This is a genomic window from Nannocystis exedens (assembly GCF_002343915.1).
GTDB lineage: Bacteria > Myxococcota_A > Polyangia > Nannocystales > Nannocystaceae > Nannocystis > Nannocystis exedens.
The window spans coordinates 9,518,787-9,534,517 of record NZ_NETK01000001.1; the positions used below are offsets into that span (position 1 = coordinate 9,518,787).

The window sequence follows — 15,731 nt, forward strand, 5'->3', positions numbered from 1 at the left end:
CCAGTCACGGAGCGCCGTCGACGGGCAGCTCGAGGGTCGACCCGGCCGGGCCGCGCAGGACCGTGATCGTGGCGCCGTCCGGGGTGATCGGCGCGAACGTGTCGGCGTCCGCGCCGGCGAGCGACAAGCGGAGCCGGTGCCCGGCCTCGAACCGCGCGGAGGTCGGCAGCAGCGGGATGACGAGGTCCACGAGCTCGCCGGGCGCGTAGTCGCGGGCGTCGGCGCGACGGTAGGAGCGGCCGGTGACGCGCTCGCGGCCGGGCCCCGCGTCGCCCGTGGCGCGGTGCAGGAGACGCAGCTGTCCCTCGGTCACGTACCGCGTCACGCCGTGGTCGTCGACGTCCTCGAGGTAGACGAACACGGCGGCGTCGGCGGCCGAGGAGCGGAGCTGCAGCCGGACGACCGGCGTGCCGGTCACGCGCATGTCGGCGTCCAGCGGCGCGGTCGTCCACGACAGGAGGCCCGGCGCGGCGGCGCGGTCGGGGTAGCGCACCGGGGTGCCGTGCAGGGCGGCCAGCCAGCGGTTCTCGCGGCCGGTGGTCGCCGCGGCGTCGACGACCAGCGTGTCCTCGCCGGGATCGGCGGGGCCGTCGTGCAGCGCGCCGCCGGCGTCGAGGGCGAGGAGCCGGGGCGTCACCGACGACGGCGGCCAGGTGGTCGTGGTGCGCCAGGTGCCGTCGCCCAGGGTGACGTAGCGGAGCTCGCGCGCAGGCGCCGGCGCGCCGCCCAGCTGCTCGGCGAGGAACTGCAGCGCCTGCACGTACTGCGCCTCGATCGCCGGATCGGCCGCCGGCAGCGGGTCGCGCAGCGGGTCGGAGTCGAAGATGCCGCCGTGGGAGTACGCGCCGATCTCGACGATCGCGGGGCCGTCCTCGCTGGCCCACGCGTCGAGGGCGCCGGCCGCGGTGCCTCCGTCCATCCAGCTCGCGGTCAGCAGGGTGGGGACGGCCGCGCGCTCGGCCGCCCAGCGGTACGGGGCGATGTCGTCGAAGCTCTCGCCGCCCGCCGCCAGCGGGTCGTCCTTGAAGGTGACGCCGGCGAGCGCGGCCGCGAGGTCGAGGTTGTCCGCGTGCTCGGCCAGGGCGGCGTCGAGGTCGTCCGGGTCGACCGGCCGCGGCCCGGCGATCTCCGCCTGTCTCTCCGGACAGGTGCGTCCCTCGTGCCGCGCGAGCGCGCAGGCGTCGTTGCGGTCGAGCGCCGCGGTGAATTCGCTCCACGCCCCCATGAACCCGACGTTCGGGATCCCGCCCGGGAACGCCAGCTGCGCGAACGGATCGTGGTCGTAAAACCGGGTGACGACAGCCTTCACGGCCGGGTGCCCGCTCGCCGCGAGCAAGGCCGCGGTGTTGCCCTCGTAGCTGACCCCGAGGCCGACGACCTGTCCGTTCGACCAGGGCTGGTCGACGATCCAGTCGAGCACCGCCGCCCCGTCGTCGCGCTCGTCCGCGTTCCACGGGCCGGTGGAGACGCCGAAGGACGCCCCGGTGCCGCGCGCGTCGACGGCGACGACCGCGAGCCCCTGCGAGACGTAGAGCTGCGCCAGCTGCTCCTCGCGATCGGCCGCGGCGCCGTCGCCGAGGTACTCGGTGGCTCGCCAGTAGCGAGTGAGGCGCAGCAAGGTCGGCACCTGCCCCCGGGCCCCCTCGGGCAGCCAGACGTCCGCCGCCAGCCGCGTGCCGTCGGCGGCGGTCACGTAGACGGAGTGCCGGCCAGGCCCCAGCGGCTCGGGGGCGGAATCGCGCACGCAGCCGGCGAGGCAGGTGGCGGCCAGGAGGGTCGACGGCACGAGCGGGCGCAGGGGCGCCGGATTCTTCGCGCTGAGGCTCATATCTTTTAGATATAATGGCCCAAAGGTATCTGCAAGATATATTCTGGAGATGCGAATTCGCGCATTCCGGCCGTCGCCGGGCGCGCGAAGGCGCGCCGATTCGACGCGCGCATGCCCGAGGAGCACAAGGCCTCCTTGACCGCCTTGCTGCCCCGCATCCCCGCGGCTCCTCGTCGATCGGCGTCGCGTCGACTCGGTCGCCGAGAACCGGGGCGCGGGCCGTCCTTCGGGCGGAGCGCGGGCGCCGGCCCGGCGCTCGACGTCACCGAGCGCCGCAGGCTCGAGGAGTACGCGCGGCCCGACCCGACTCGCGCGAGGCGAGCTTCGCCGACGCGCGACGCCTCGCACGTGTCCCGAGGGACATGTGCATGCAATCGCGGCGAATCAGTGCAGCGGCAGGCGGACGGTGAAGCAGGAGCCGCGGCCCGGCGCGCTGTAGACGGCGATCGTGCCGCCGAGGAGGGTGCAGAGGCCGCGGCACAGGGTCAGCCCGAGGCCGGTGCCGCCGGCGCGGCGGGCCAGGCGGGGGTCGACCTGGCGATACGGCTCGAACAGCTGCGCGCATTGCTCTTCGGTCATGCCGACGCCGGTGTCGGCGACCGAGAGCTGGAACCACGGCGCGCCGCTCGGGTCGGTCTGGCGCGCGGCCGCGATCGTGATCGTGCCGGCGTGGGTGAACTTGGAGGCGTTGCTGACCAGGTTGAAGAGGATCTGGCGCACCAGGGTGGGGTCGGTCTCGACGTCGGCGAGGTCGTCGGCGAGGTCGAGGCAGGCGACGTTGTTGCGCCGGTCCATCAGCGGCTTGAGGAGGTCGGCGGTGTCGCGGATCAGCGCCCCGAGGTCGAAGCGCTCGGTGAGCACCGGCATGAAGCCGGCCTCGACCTTCGACAGGTCGAGGATGTTGTTGATGAGTCCGAGCAGGTGCTCGCCGGCCTGGCGGATCCGGACGATGTCTTCGCGCACCGCGCCCGCGCCCTCCTCCTCCTCGAGGACGTCGTGGACGAGGTCGGCGTAGCCGAGGATCGCGTTCAGGGGGGTCCGCAGCTCGTGGCTCATGCTGGCCAGGAAGGCGCTCTTGGCCCGGCTGGCGCCCTCGGCGGCGTCGCGCGCGTGGGCCACCGCCTCGTCGGCGCGCAGGCGCGCGAGCACGCGGCCGATCTCGGCGCCGATGGTCGCCATCGCCAGCATCAACGCGGTCGCGGTGCCCTCGCCGGCGGTGCCGAAGAACTCGACGACGGCGATCACGTGGCCGCCGACGACCACCGGCAGGGCCGCGCCGCCGCGCAGGCCGAGCCCGGCGGCGCGCTCGATCCACGGCGCGTCGAGGCGGGCCCGCAGATCGGGCGCCCACACCGGCTTGCCGCCGCGCAGGGCGTCGAGGCCGAGCGCGGTCGGCTCGCCGTCGACGAGCAGGCGGGTGAACTCGGCGGCGAGGCGGTCGGCGACGTGCCAGCGGCTGGTGCCGCCGCTCGCGGGGGTCAGGCGCGCGAGCGACCAGCCCGAGGCCGAGCAGACCTTGTGCATGCAGATCCGGTAGACGTCGGCCTCGGTGTGGGCCTCGTTGGCCGCGATCGTGATGCTCGAGATCATCGCCAGCAGCGCGTTCTTCTGCAGGACCTCGCGCGTGCTGACCTTGTGGACCCGCTCGAGGTTGGCGATCCGCTGCTCGGTGCGGTCGACGTCGACCCGCAGCTCGGCGAGCTCGCGCTCGGCCTGGCGGGCCCGGTTGGCCGACCGCCGCAGGTCGCGGGCGCTGCCCTGCAGGCGCGCCAGCAGGACGCGGGCGGCTCCGGTATGTACTTTGGGACATGTCCCGCAGCGCTCGACGTGATCGATCAGCTCGTCGTCACCGAGCTCCGGCAGGTCGGCGCGCTCGAACACGCATTCACAGTCGGTCATGGCCTTCAACCCTCGATGACGACGGCGGTGAAGGTGGCGTCGTGCTGCTCGGTCTGGCCGGCCACCGGCGCCAGCTCGCCGTAGGTGTAGAAGCCGACGCGGGTGAGGTCGGGCGAGAGGCGCGAATAGGCGGCGGCGACCTCTTCCTTGTAGCGGGCGCCGAGGACCATCTTGCGCGAGAAGCAGTCGAACACCAGCGCGATCCGGCCGCCCGGCAGGGCGCGGCCGAGCTCCGCCGCGGCCTCGGAGGCGCTGCGGATCAGGTCGTCCTTGGTGGCGCGGAGCATCCGGATCTCGGCGCCCTCGGGGACCTCGCGGGTGCACCGGAGGCCGCCGCGGACCTCGTCGACGCCGCACACGGCCCGGACGACCTGGACCCCGTCGTCGCCGTCCCACGGCCGGTCCGGCAGGCCGACGATGCCGAGCGGGAACTCGATGCCGGCGGTCCTGAGGTCGCGCCCCTGGGCCCCGAGGTACTCGCGATAGAGGTTGACCGCGGGCTGGCCGTCGAGCTCGAGCACGAGGCGGTCGCGCTCGACGCGAGTGCAGCGGCGGGTCGCTCCGATCGGCTCCCAGCCGCCGCGCGCCACGGTGGCGTGACGCACGGGGCCCGCGAGGGCGAGGCCGACGACGGCGCCCTCGAGGACGTCGCGGCCGCAAAACTGGCGCGTGTGCTCGAAGCGGGCGTCGTCGGCCGCGAGGCCGCCGACGATCGGAAACTCGGGGCCGAGCACCGATTGTGCGCCCCGCAATACGGCCGCGCCGTCGAGCCGCACGCCGTCGGCGAGCAGCAGCAGCAGCGAGGCCTCCCGCTCGCGCGTCTGCTCGCCCAGCGCCCGCCCGACGGCGAAGCTGTCGCCGCTGGCCCGCGTGGCGTAGAGGGCGTGGGCGTCGAGGTCGCGCGTGCGCACGCCGAGCGCGGTCGCCGAGCCGCTGACGGCGCATTCGTTCCCGATCTCGGCGAAGCTGGTACAGCCGACCAATTGCACGCGCGGGGCGAGGCGGCGGTGGAGGCCGGCGAGCAGGCGGTGCGGGTCGTAGGTGGGGGCGGCGAATAGGAGGACGACGTCGGGCGAGGCTCCGAGCGTGTCATTCAATTCGGCCGCGAGGTCGCGACCGGCCTGAAAAGGATCGTCGTGGGTGATCGATGCGGTCGTCGCGGTGAGCATAAAAGCGGGACCGTCGCCGAAGGTAACGCAGGGTTGCCAGGGCGCACGCACAAGGGCCGCCGGGGGCCCCAAAAAGCCCACACGCGGAGGATCGTCAGTCGGTCGCGCGCCGGTCCGCAGGCTGCACCGCCGGGTCGAGCGTCACGACCCATACGCCACGAACCCGTGCGAGGTCGACCAGGCCGTCGTCGCCGGCCGGGCCTGCGCCGAGGTGGAGCTCACTGCCCCCGCCCTCGCGGTCGAGCTCGACGCCGATCAGAACGCCGTGACCGGTGGCGGCGATATGGACCGAGAGCGCCTGAAACGGGCAGCGCCCGCGCCCGCGGCCGGCGGGCACGAGGCGCGCGAAGCTGTGACCCCACGGCGCGAGCAGCTGGCCGTAGACGCGCGCGAACCCGGGGATGAGCACGCTCTGAAACAGGAAGTAGGCGCGCAAATTTTCGGTGCTGTAGACCTGGACCCGCGCCACGCCGAGCGCGGCGTAGCGCTGGCGGAGACGATGCGCGAGCTCGGCGTCGACGAACTCGGCGACGATCCGCAGGTGCGGCGCGGCGGGCTCGCTGCGCGTGAGCAATGCGTCGAGCGTCATGAGGGTCTGGGCCCCGCGGGCGTCGCTGTCCTGGCCGGCGCTCGAGAGGATGTAGACGAGGTCGAATTGCGAGACGTGACCGAAGCCGCCGGGCAGCTCGACGAATTGCAGCGGCGAGGTGGTGTCGCCGACGACGATCTGGACCCGGCCGATCGGGGCGCCGCCGTCGCGCGGCTCGTAATGGTGCGAGAAGTCGCCGTCGGGCCGCGGGGCCAGGGCGCCGTGGTACCCGCGCAAGAGGTTCCTCTGGACCATGTCCCGATGGACATGGATGCGATCGAGGGCGGCCCGCCGCTCGGCCTCGGTCGGCACGAGCACGAGGATCTCGGCGGCCGGCTCGGCCAGGATCAGCGCCTCGCACAGGGCGATGGTGACCGGCCGGAAGCCGCACACGAGCACCTTCCGCAGCGGCAGGTGCGGCTCGCGCACGAACTCGGGGGCGCCCGCGGCGGCCCGCCGCGCGGCGGCCTCCTGGTCTTCGGACCAGCCGACGGGCTCGGGCTCGCGCCGCAGCGCCTCCGAGAACTCGCGCACGTGCGAGAAGCTCGGGGCCAGGGCGATGAAGCCGTTGCAGGTGGGGGCGACGGCCCCGGCCGGCCGGGGGTCGCCGCCGATGACGACGCCGAGGTCGGGCATGCCGAGCTCGTCGACCTCCTCGTACAGGAGGCCGATCGGGACCAGCCGCTGCCGCGGCGGCAACGTCCGCGCCCGCCGCGTCAGCCGCTGCATCGCCTCCTGCGGGTCGGCGGGCAGCTGCGGCGGGGTCTCGCAGTTGTAGCTGAGCTCGGGCAGGTCGAAGAAGCAGGTGTAGATCTCGTGGCCGGTGCAGGTCAAAAGCTCGGCGAGCAGCGGACCGATGCCGGCGGTGCGGCCGACGCAGGCGAGGAACAGGGCGATCATGCGGTCGACGACGACGATGAAGGCCCGCAGCTCGCCGCCGCCCGAGGCCAGCGCGGCCCAGGCGGCCGGGACGTTGCGCTCGTCGAGGATCTCGGCGATGAGCAGCTTGCCGCGCCCGCGCTGGTGGGTGAGGTGGCCGTCGGTGACGCGACCTGTCCGTTTGGACCTGTTCTTTTGCGCCTGTATGTTCGAACCGGTGACGGCGCCCTCCTCCGGGTCGGCGGGGCTCGGGTCCCGCAGGCCCTCGACGATCGCCAGCGAGGCGCGGATCGTCTCGGCGTCGGGCTCGGCGGCGGCGGTGTCGGCCAGCAGGACGACCCGCTGGGCCACGGCGATGTCGGCGCGGTGCATGAACGCCTCGTCGGTGGCGCTGCCGTGGCGGTAGACGATCCGCGCCAGCTCGCTGCGGCGCAGGAAGTCGGGCCGCTCGGGGCTGGTGCCGACGACGACGTAGCGCGGGCCGAGCAGCGCCCGCCGCAGGTTGTCGAGCAGGAGCGAGAACCACCAGCGCGACAGCGGCCGCACGTCCTGCGGCAGGAGCTTCTGGTAGTACCGCATCAGCTCCTCGAGCAGCTGGCGGGTGGCGGCGGTGATGTTGACGATCACCGTGTGCCCGTGCAGCCCGGGCGGCCTGAGCTGGCTCAGCTCCATCATCTCGCGCACGACGTCGCTGCCGAGGCCGATAAGGAAGCTGACGAGGAACAGGCCGGCGACGGTCAGCCACAGGCTGACGAAGACGACGCCGGTGGCCGTGGGCGCGGTCATCATGTTGCCGGGGTCCTGGATCTGCCGGAACGCCCACCACAGCTTGGTGAAGAAGTCGCGGTCGTCGCGGTCGACCTGGCCGTCCTCGTCGTAGTCGACGCCGCGGTCGTCGAACTCGCTCTGCTGCAAGAACAGCGCGCCGGCGAACGACAGCAGGCCGACGACCATCGCCATGACGACGACCTGCCGCGCCCGCTCGCGCCGCAACATGACGGTCCGCAGGTCCCGCATCAGCGGGGCCCAGTAGCCGAGCAAGACGACGAATCGCAGCAGGCGGAGGCTCCGCATCCACGGCGAGGCCCGCGGGTCGATCGGCAGGAAGCTGACGAGGGCGACGAAATCGAGGGCCAGCAGCGCGAGCGCCCCGAGCCGCGGCCAGCGCCAGCCCCGCTGCCGCGGGTCGTCGTCGGTCTCGCGCCGCAGCGCCAGCAGCAGCCGCAGCGAGAACTCGAGCGCGAACAGCCCCAGCAGGAACGGCTCGTACTGCTTGACCCACGGCTCGGGGATCAGGCTGAAGATGATCGCGGCGCTGAGCAGCAGCCTCACGCCGGCGCTGCCCAGGATCCGGCCGAGCCGCGTCAGCGCGGCGGAGGTCCTGTCCGGCACGCGGAGAAAGATAACCGAGGGGCTGGCCGAAGGGGCGGTCCCGCGCGACACTGAGGACATGTGCGGCCGCTACACGCTGACGACCCCCGACCTCGAGGCGCTCGCGCGCGTGGTGCAGGCGGAGATCTCGCCCCAGCTGCGCGCCGAGTACCGCCCGCGCTACAACATCGCGCCGACGCAGCCGACGACGATCGTGTGCGAGGAGCCCGAGGAGGGCCGTCGCCTCGAGCTCGGCGTGTGGGGCCTCCACCTCGCGGGAGGGCGACCCGGCGCGCAGATCAACGTGCGCGCGGAGACGGCCGCGACGGCGCCGAGCTCGCGCGAGGTGTTCGCGCGCGGCCGCTGCGGGGTGCTGGCCGACGGGTTCTACGAGTGGTCGGGCCCGAAGGAGCACCGCCGGCCGCACTGGTTCCACACGCCCGGCGGGCGCCTGATCGTGTTCGCCGGCATCTACAAGGACGTCCGCGACGAGGAGACCGGCGAGGTGAAGCGCCACTTCGCGATCCTCACCACCGGGGCCAATCACACCGTCGGCCGCCACCACGACCGCATGCCGGCGATCGTGCCGCGCGGGCAGCTCGGCCGCTGGCTGGCCCCGCTGCCGCGCACGACGAACATGGCCGAAAGGACAGCTCTGGCGCACCTGCTGGGCCCGGCGCCCGACGACATGCTGGTCGACACGCCCGTGTCGACCAGGGTCAACAGCCCGCGCTTCGACGAGCCGGCGTGCCTCGAGCCCGAGCCGACGCTGATCGACGAGGTCAGCGAGCCGCCGCGCCGGCGAACGAAGTGAAGCCCGGAAGGCCCGGGGGCTGCGCGCCGGTCAGCAGCGGGCCGCCGTCGCGCAGGCCCGGCGCGCGCAGGCTGCGAGCCTGGGTGTCGGCTTCGGGGAGCGGCGCGACCCACAGGCCGAGGTCCGGGCCCTCGGCGTCGAGGTAGTAGACGCCGTGCTCGGGGACGTACGCGAACCCGTAGACGACGTCCTCGGCGAGGGTGGTGTAGACGTCGGTGGCGGGATCGACGACGGCGATGCGGACGAACGCGTCCTCGCTGTTCTCGAGCGAGGTGACGATCCGGCCGTCCTCGAGCTCGTGGAAGGGCACGCCGAGGGTGGGCAGCAGCTCGGTCCAGGCGCCGGTGGTGCGATCGATGCGCCACCAGCTGCCGCGATTGAAGCTGTTTTGATCGTTGCGGAGGTAGTACCAATCGTCGCCGTCGATCATTGGCAGGCGGATGAATTCGTAGGTGGACGGCTGGCGGTACCACTCGAACAGCTCGCCGTCGCGCGGGTTCCACAGCGCGGCGACGGTCTCGTCCGGGTCGGACGGCATCCGCAGCCAGAAGCCGTGGGTCGAGCCCGTGAGCACCTCGGTGTGCGCGGGCACTTCGAGCGCCTCGCCGGTGGCGGCGTCGTGGACGGCCACGAGGGTGCCGTCGGGGCCGACGAGGCCGAGCCAGTCGTCGTCGACCCAGTGCCAGGTGCCGGTGAGGCGTTGCGTAAAGTCGAGGCGACCCCACGAGGCCGCGGTGTGGGCATTGGCGGTGAGCTCGGTATCGACGCCGGTGGCCAGGTCGCGCACGAAGGTCGATTCGACCTCGCCGTCGCCGAGCTGCTGCCACACGAGGCGCGCGCCGCCGGGCGCCCGCTGGGCGTGACGCACCTGCTCGATGACGGCGATTTCGTCGCCCTGCAGGTCGTAGACCCGCAGCTCGCCGGCGTCGGTGAGGGTGAAAACCGGGCCGGCGCCGGCCGGCTCGCCCGCGAACGGATCGGAGAAGCCGATGTCGACGAACTCGCCGGGCAAGCGCTCGAGCTCGTCGCCCGGCTCGCCGCCGAGGCGCCACAGCGTCAACGGCTGCGCCCCCACGCCGGCGGCGGACGGGACCCAGCTGGAGTCGCGCCCGGGGGTGGTGGTGAAGTACATCGCGTGGGCGCCCCGGCTCCAGCCCATGAGGTCGTGGTCGGAGATCCGGCCGACCTCGACCGGGTCGTCGAGGCCCTCGACCTCGAGGCGATCGAGCTGGACGATGGCTCCGTCGCGCTCGCGGAAACCGAAGGCGACGCGGCCGAGGTCGTCGGTGCCGCTCAACATGAAGCGATCGACGAGGTCGGCGGTGGGGTCGACGGGGGCGACCTCGTCGCCGCACAGATCGGCGGCGTACATCCGCCACGTCGGAATGTCGGCACCCCAGCGGAAATACACAGTGTCCCCTGCGACGAACAGATCCTGGAGATGACCGTTGAGCGCGGGGGCCTGGTCGGCGGGCGAGGCCCACAGGCGGGTCGGCGCGTCGGCCGGGCAAACGGCCGATTCGGGCCCGTCGGCCGTATCGTCGCCGCAGGCGGGAGCGAGGAAGAGCAGGACGCTGGCAGACGACAGGACTCGAGCAGAGGACGACACGTCGGAAGCCTGAGCGAGCGAATGGATGCGGTCAAGGACATTGCATCGTTGGGCGATCGCACTGCGCCGGTGGGCGCAGAGGCGGGAATAGACGCCCGCGGCGATGGTTGAGTGAGCGGCGCGCGGGACGTGCATCGGAGGTCCGCGACGCGCGGCCGCTCGGTCCGCGGCGACGCGGGGCGAGGACACGGGTTTTGGTGACAGGACGCGGCGCGTGCGGGCACCCGGGCGCGCGTGGCCATGGCGAGGTCGGGAATCACAGGCCGGGCGACGAGCTCGCAAAGGGGCGCCCGGGCTTGCGGTCGGGGGCCGCAGTGCCGAAGCGGGCGACGAGGTCACGCGAAGTTGCACGGGCTCGTGGTCGAGGAGGCAGGAATCACGGGTCGGGCGGGCGCGCCAGCGATCGGGCTCGTCGGGGCGAGGGTGGGAGGGGGGAATCACAGGTCGGCGCGCGGGCGCGAGCGACGGGCGGCCCGCAGTTCGCGGGTGGCGCGGGGAATCACATGTCTTTGAAAACATGTCCCGAGGTGCGGGGGCCCGGGGCACGACTGCGAGATCGGCGGGCTCCTCGCCGCGTTGGCGGCACGACATGCCGCGCACCAGCATGCTCCTCCGCGCCCTCGCCCTCGCGCTGCCCTTCTGCGGGGCGGCCTTGACCCCGCCGGCCATCACGCTGAGCACCTGCGGCGAGCAGGTCGAGCGGATGCGCCGGAGCTTCGCCGACCTGGAGGCGCGGCTGGGCAGCCCGCACGTACAGCGCGAGGACTGGCCGCTGCCGGTCTCATCCGCGGGAGCGCCGATGTTCGGGGCGAAGCCGGGCCCGATCCTCTACGGGCCCAGCTCGGACCACGAGTGGCCCGAGCTGGCGCGAGCGGTGGCGGCGCTCGAGGACGAGCGCGAGCTGTGGCGCGGCTGGGGTCAGGCGCGCGCGCCCGAGCCGGTCTATCTGGCGCTGCGCAGCGACGTGCGGCTCGACAAGCACTGGCCGGCGCTGCAGCGGCTCGCGAGTGAGTGGGAGCTGCGGCTGGTGGTCGCCTCGCCCGAGCCGGCGCTGCCGCGGCCGATCGCGCCGGGGTGGGTGCGCGAGGCGGTGGCGGGGCGCACGCTGACGGCGCAGGCGGGCTTCGATCGCTTCGAGGAGCTGCGCGACGTGTGGGCGACGGCGGATACCTGTCCGGCGACCGTCCACGTCGACACGCAATTCGGGTTCGGGCCGCGGCAGATGATGCGACTGTGGGCCGAGCGGGCCGAGGTGTGTCGCTGCTTCTCGATCGACGAGGAGGCGCTGGTCGCCGTGGCCTGGCGAGCGTTCGCGCCGCAAGGCTCGCCCCAGCGGTGGTTGCCGCTGAAGATCGCGGTGACCGAGGAGGCCCGGCACCGGGCCGAGCGCGAGTACGGGGCCGACTCGGTGCATTCGCCGGATCCGACGGCGATGCTGCTGCCGGGCGCGGCGACGGTCGAACGACTGCTCGCCCTGCTCACCGCCGACCGCTCGCCGACCATTCACTTCGGCGCGCCGAACCGCGGGCCGCTGTTCGATCCGCTGTTCGATTACACCGCGTGGGCCAACGGCAAGTCGGGACGCGGGCGGTGAGGCGGTCGGCGGTCGGGTTCGGACGCGGCGCTCCGGCGAGTCGCAAGCCGGGGGCGTCGGGCGAGCCGTGAGCGTCCATCGCTTCGAGCTCCCCGGCGGGCGAAACGGACGAGGTCGGCAGGGCTTGCCATCGCTTCGGCTCCGCGAGTCCGCCGCGGCTGCGAGTCACTCGGGGGGTGCGCGAAAATGGCGCGACCCCGGGCCAAGCGGGTCGCTTCGAGCTCCCGCGCGCCGACGCGGGGGCGGCCGTTCTGGCCTGCGCGGGCCCGCCGCAGTTGCGAGGCACTCGGGTATGCGCGAAGATGGCGGCGATGGTACGACCCCTGTGCAAGCTCGTGATCGCGGCGCAATGGGTCACGGCCGCATGCGTGGCGCGGGCGCCCGGCGAGACGACCGCGGGCGACGGGAGCGAGGCGACGGGCCCTGCGTCGACGACCGGCGATTCGCCGGGCGGCACGACGGGCCCCGCGTCGACCAGTGGCGAGCCGCCGGACCCGACGACGGAGGCCGCGAGCTCGAGCGGGGCGTCGACGAGGGGAGCCGGAGAATGTGCCCTGATCGTGGGGCCCCACGACGAGCCGCCGGAGGCCGATCCCGACGGTTGCTTCGCGGTCACGGACGAGGCCGGCTGCGCGGCCAAGGGGGACGCCTGTATGGCGCTGTTCGGCGTCCCGGCCGAGTGCGCTGATTCGCAGTGGTGTCGGCCCGACGCGGACGCGGCGACCTTCCTCGCCTGCCGGCCGTTCACGATCTGCAAACCATCGGGGCGGGTCGTGTGCGTCGCCACGGACGGGGGGACGCGGGCGTTCTACACCACGGGCTGCATGCCGGTGGGATTCGGGCCGTGCGAACCGGGGTTCGATTCGCCGGACTCGGGGCCGCCGCCGACGTGTGAATGAGACGTGAGCCGCGGGGGCGAGCGCGTGAAATGTGGGCAGTCGCGGCGCGCGGGGGGCCGCGCGCCGCGACTGTTCAGTTGTACTCGGTGCCGCCGCTGCGGAGCAGGTACTTCTCGGACACGCTCTTGAGCTGGACGCGGCCGAGCTCGGGGTGACGGCGCTCGAGCTGCGGGCGGATGACGATGCCCTCGCGGACGTGGAGGGCCTGGCCCGACACGGTCTCGCGGCCGTCGGTGTGTTCGGCCATCACGGCGCGGCTGAACGGGCCGCGGTAGAGCACGGGCACGCGCGGCAGCTCGAGGGCGGCGCAGGCGGCCTGCAGGTCGGCGTCGGACAGGAACCCGCCCTGGCCGTACCAGCCGGTGTAGATGTCGAACACGCGGAACCCGAGGTTGCGGTCCTGGTCGGTCCTGGAGCCGTAGGACAGGTCCTGCACGCCGGCGCCGAACACCTCGCCGAGCACGAACACCGGGCGACCGGCGGCCAGCTCGTCGGCGAACACCTTCGCGGCCCGGGCCTCGAAGTCGAGGTGGCGAGCGACGCGGAGGTAGAGGTTGTGAGCGTTCTCGGCGGCCGTCGGGGTGAAGGCGAGGCCCTTGGCGGCGAGGCCCTTGCTGCTGACGATCAGCGGGCCGTGCTCGCCGGCGGCGTCGTTCGGCACGAGGCCGAGCTGGCACCACGTGCCGTGGATCTTCTCGGTGAAGACGACGGGCTCGCCCTCGACGAGGACGTCGGGGAAGGCCTTGACGTTCTCGACGTCGTACTTGACGCAGCGATCGGGGCCGGCGCCGTAGACGTGGCCGTTCATGTGCGACGGTACGACCGGCTCGTATTTGACGATGCCGAGCTCGGCGGTGACGTCCTGGCCCTCCGACCAGCCGGGCCGCGCGGGATAGACGAGGCCCTGCGACAGCACGCCGCGCAGCTTGATCGCCTTGACGCGGTTCATGTCCTTGCCCGACAGGCGCCCCCGCAGGCCGAGCTCGTCGAGCAGCGGGTCGGGGACGATGGCCTGCTCCGGGATGTATGCGACGAGGTCTCCGCTGACGAACTGGCCCTTGCGGACGATCGAGCGGTAGTCGCCGACGCGGGCGATCTCGAGGGCGTCGGCGTTCTCGTGCGGCTCGATGGCCACACGCACGACGTGGACGGCGAAGCTGGACATGATTGCACCTGTGCTTTCGTGACTGGGTCCTGGCAAATGCGCGGACACGGCGATACCCGACGTGCCCGCCGACGCGGCCGCCTCACAGGACGGTCGCATCGGAGATTGTTACGAGCCGCGACGGCCCGGAGACAAAATCAACGTACTGTCGCCGGTGCCGCCGGATACGCTCCTGGCACGCACGCGGCGGCCGATACGGCCGGAGCGTACGAGGAGGCGCAAACCAGAGGACGGGCGTCGAGCGACATGGAGACCCAGGGAGGGCGAGAGTAGGCGAGATCAGGCCCCGCTGTCAATACGCCAGGATCGCGCGACCGTCGATTGCCGCCGCGGCGCGAACTCGAACCCGAAGGTCCGCGGACGTCGGCGTAATGGCGGGACCCGAGCGGCCGGGTCGACGGGATGGTCTTTGCGACAGGTCGATTCGCGCCGGGTCCGGGCTGACAGCGCGTGCTGAGCTCCGACCGGCCGAGATGCCGCGAGCGACGGCCCGGCGCGGCCTCGCGTCGGGGGCTCGCGGCGAGTGGCCGGGCCCGGGAGACATGCCCTTTACGACATGCTCGATCGCGGCGCCGCGGTGCCACCATTCTTCGTCGAATCACAGCAGTTCGACGCAGCCGTCGGGGCCGGGGCGGCCGAGGCCGGGGGCGAGGGCGGCGGCGGTGACCGTCGGGACCACCAGCAGGGCGTCGAAGGCGGCGGACAGCGACTTGTAGGGGTCGTTGTAGCGGGCGGCGTCGGCGGGATCGTAGGCGCCCTCGATGGCGCGGATGGCCGGCTTGCCGCCGAGGCTGCGCTGCAGGCCCTTGCTGCGCAGGAGGTCGGGGACGGCCAGCAGCGCGGGGCCGGCGAGGCCGGCGAACACGCCGTCGAAGCTGCCCGAAGGGGCAGGTGGCAGATCGATCGGGCACAGGCGGCCGTCGGTCCGCTCGAGCACGGCGCGGCCGCGGACGAACAGGCCGCCGACGGCGACGTAGCCGCGGCCGTGCCACTGCCGCAGGTACTCGCCGAGCGAGGGCGCGGCGCCGGGCACGTCGGCGGCGGTCCGCCGGTTCTCGCCCCAAAAGAACAGCTTGTTGTCGGCGCCGCCGAGCTGCAGCGCGAGGTCGAGGTTGCGCGCGCGGTGGAACTCGGGGGCGTCGAAGGCCCAGCTCTCGGCCTGGTCGAGCAGCTGCACGGCCGCCTCGGCCTGCATGCGCGCGCGCGCGTAGGCGGAGGCGGAGCTGCGCTCGACGTAGGCCGGCCGCTGCTCGTCGAGGCGCTTGAGCAGGGCGGCCAGGCCGGGGCCGTCGCCGCCGCGGAGGATCGCGGTGGCCCGCGCGGCGTGCTCGGGATCGACGGCCTGGAGGTACGCGAGGTAGCCACGCGCGACGGCGTCGAGCTCGCCCGGGTCGGTGCCGTGGACGTGCAACATGACCTTCGGGCCAGCCGCGTTGTAGGTCCGCACCGCGGCGATGAAGTCGCGCAATTCGGCGGTGCGCAGGGCGGGCTCGTCGAGGTCGAGGAGGATGGCGTCGAGCGCGTCGAGGTCGGGCTCGCCGGCGGCGGTGACCCAGGCGTCGAGGGCGAAGCCGGCGTGAATGCTGACGTCGAGCGCGAGGCCGGTGACGCCGTGGTCGCGGACGAGGGCGAGGAAGAGGTCGCGGGCGAGGACCACGAACTCGTGCCCGCCCGCGAGCGGGCGCCCGAGGCCGATGACGCGCGCCTCGGCGAAGCGAGCGGCCAGCGGCGCGAGGACGGCGGCGGCGATCGGTTCGCCGGGCTCGAGCGCGCCGCGAGCCGCGAGGGCGTCGAGCTCGACGCGAGCCTCGGCGCGCAGACTACGGTTGCCGGCGCAGGCCGAGGCGAGGAGAAGGAGGGCGAGGGAGATCGGGCGCACGCCCCGCGAAGTTATCACGCCCCGGCGATCGCGGCC

At 73.3% G+C, this 15,731-nt stretch carries 10 protein-coding genes; 3 read left to right on the top strand and 7 right to left on the bottom strand.

The genetic code is table 11. The annotated features are described in order from the left end of the window. Positions 1–4: 4 nt before the first annotated feature. The 4 genes from NAEX_RS37165 to NAEX_RS37180 form a co-directional block, all read right to left on the bottom strand. Complete coding sequence (locus NAEX_RS37165; RefSeq protein WP_096332206.1) at positions 5–1,828, bottom strand: CocE/NonD family hydrolase; 1,824 nt, start codon at positions 1,826–1,828, stop codon at positions 5–7. 384 nt (positions 1,829–2,212) lie between these two features. Then, entirely contained in the window at positions 2,213–3,727 is a 1,515-nt protein-coding gene (locus NAEX_RS37170) for a sensor histidine kinase (protein ID WP_096332207.1), read from the bottom strand. A 5-nt stretch (positions 3,728–3,732) separates the two neighbouring features. Then, entirely contained in the window at positions 3,733–4,896 is a 1,164-nt protein-coding gene (locus tag NAEX_RS37175) for an FIST signal transduction protein (RefSeq protein WP_096332208.1), read from the bottom strand. A 94-nt stretch (positions 4,897–4,990) separates the two neighbouring features. Further along, positions 4,991–7,756, bottom strand: a complete 2,766-nt coding sequence (locus NAEX_RS37180) for a hypothetical protein (protein ID WP_170136328.1) — start codon at positions 7,754–7,756, stop codon at positions 4,991–4,993. Positions 7,757–7,814: 58 nt separating this feature from the next. Here NAEX_RS37180 and NAEX_RS37185 point away from each other — a divergent pair, with 58 nt between their 5' ends. Then, complete coding sequence (locus tag NAEX_RS37185) at positions 7,815–8,549, top strand: SOS response-associated peptidase (RefSeq protein ID WP_170136329.1); 735 nt, start codon at positions 7,815–7,817, stop codon at positions 8,547–8,549. Here the strand turns inward: NAEX_RS37185 and NAEX_RS37190 are convergent. After that, positions 8,518–10,158, bottom strand: a complete 1,641-nt coding sequence (locus NAEX_RS37190) for a hypothetical protein (RefSeq protein WP_096332211.1) — start codon at positions 10,156–10,158, stop codon at positions 8,518–8,520. The genes NAEX_RS37185 and NAEX_RS37190 overlap by 32 nt on opposite strands. Positions 10,159–10,747: 589 nt before the next feature. Between NAEX_RS37190 and NAEX_RS37195 the strand changes: the two genes are divergently transcribed. Together NAEX_RS37195 and NAEX_RS37200 are read left to right on the top strand one after the other, a co-directional pair. Next, a complete protein-coding gene (locus tag NAEX_RS37195; RefSeq protein ID WP_096332212.1) occupies positions 10,748–11,752 on the top strand; it encodes a hypothetical protein in 1,005 nt (334 codons plus the stop codon). A 311-nt stretch (positions 11,753–12,063) separates the two neighbouring features. Then, entirely contained in the window at positions 12,064–12,651 is a 588-nt protein-coding gene (locus NAEX_RS37200; RefSeq protein WP_143141126.1) for a hypothetical protein, read from the top strand. 73 nt (positions 12,652–12,724) lie between these two features. Here the strand turns inward: NAEX_RS37200 and NAEX_RS37205 are convergent, their stop codons facing one another. Both NAEX_RS37205 and NAEX_RS37210 read right to left on the bottom strand, forming a co-directional pair. Then, a complete protein-coding gene (locus NAEX_RS37205) occupies positions 12,725–13,816 on the bottom strand; it encodes an RNA ligase (ATP) (RefSeq protein WP_096332214.1) in 1,092 nt (363 codons plus the stop codon). A gap of 598 nt (positions 13,817–14,414) precedes the next feature. Further along, positions 14,415–15,695 (bottom strand): erythromycin esterase family protein, encoded by a 1,281-nt coding sequence (locus NAEX_RS37210; RefSeq protein WP_096332215.1) that lies wholly within the window; start codon positions 15,693–15,695, stop codon positions 14,415–14,417. Positions 15,696–15,731 lie beyond the last annotated feature (36 nt).

Coding starts and splice junctions, on each gene's coding strand:
- NAEX_RS37200 (WP_143141126.1), top strand. CDS start 12,064: ATGGTACGACCCCTGTGCAAGCTCGTGATCGCGGCGCAATGGGTCACG.
- NAEX_RS37165 (WP_096332206.1), bottom strand. CDS start 1,828: ATGAGCCTCAGCGCGAAGAATCCGGCGCCCCTGCGCCCGCTCGTGCCG.
- NAEX_RS37170 (WP_096332207.1), bottom strand. CDS start 3,727: ATGACCGACTGTGAATGCGTGTTCGAGCGCGCCGACCTGCCGGAGCTC.
- NAEX_RS37205 (WP_096332214.1), bottom strand. CDS start 13,816: ATGTCCAGCTTCGCCGTCCACGTCGTGCGTGTGGCCATCGAGCCGCAC.
- NAEX_RS37175 (WP_096332208.1), bottom strand. CDS start 4,896: ATGCTCACCGCGACGACCGCATCGATCACCCACGACGATCCTTTTCAG.
- NAEX_RS37195 (WP_096332212.1), top strand. CDS start 10,748: ATGCCGCGCACCAGCATGCTCCTCCGCGCCCTCGCCCTCGCGCTGCCC.
- NAEX_RS37185 (WP_170136329.1), top strand. CDS start 7,815: ATGTGCGGCCGCTACACGCTGACGACCCCCGACCTCGAGGCGCTCGCG.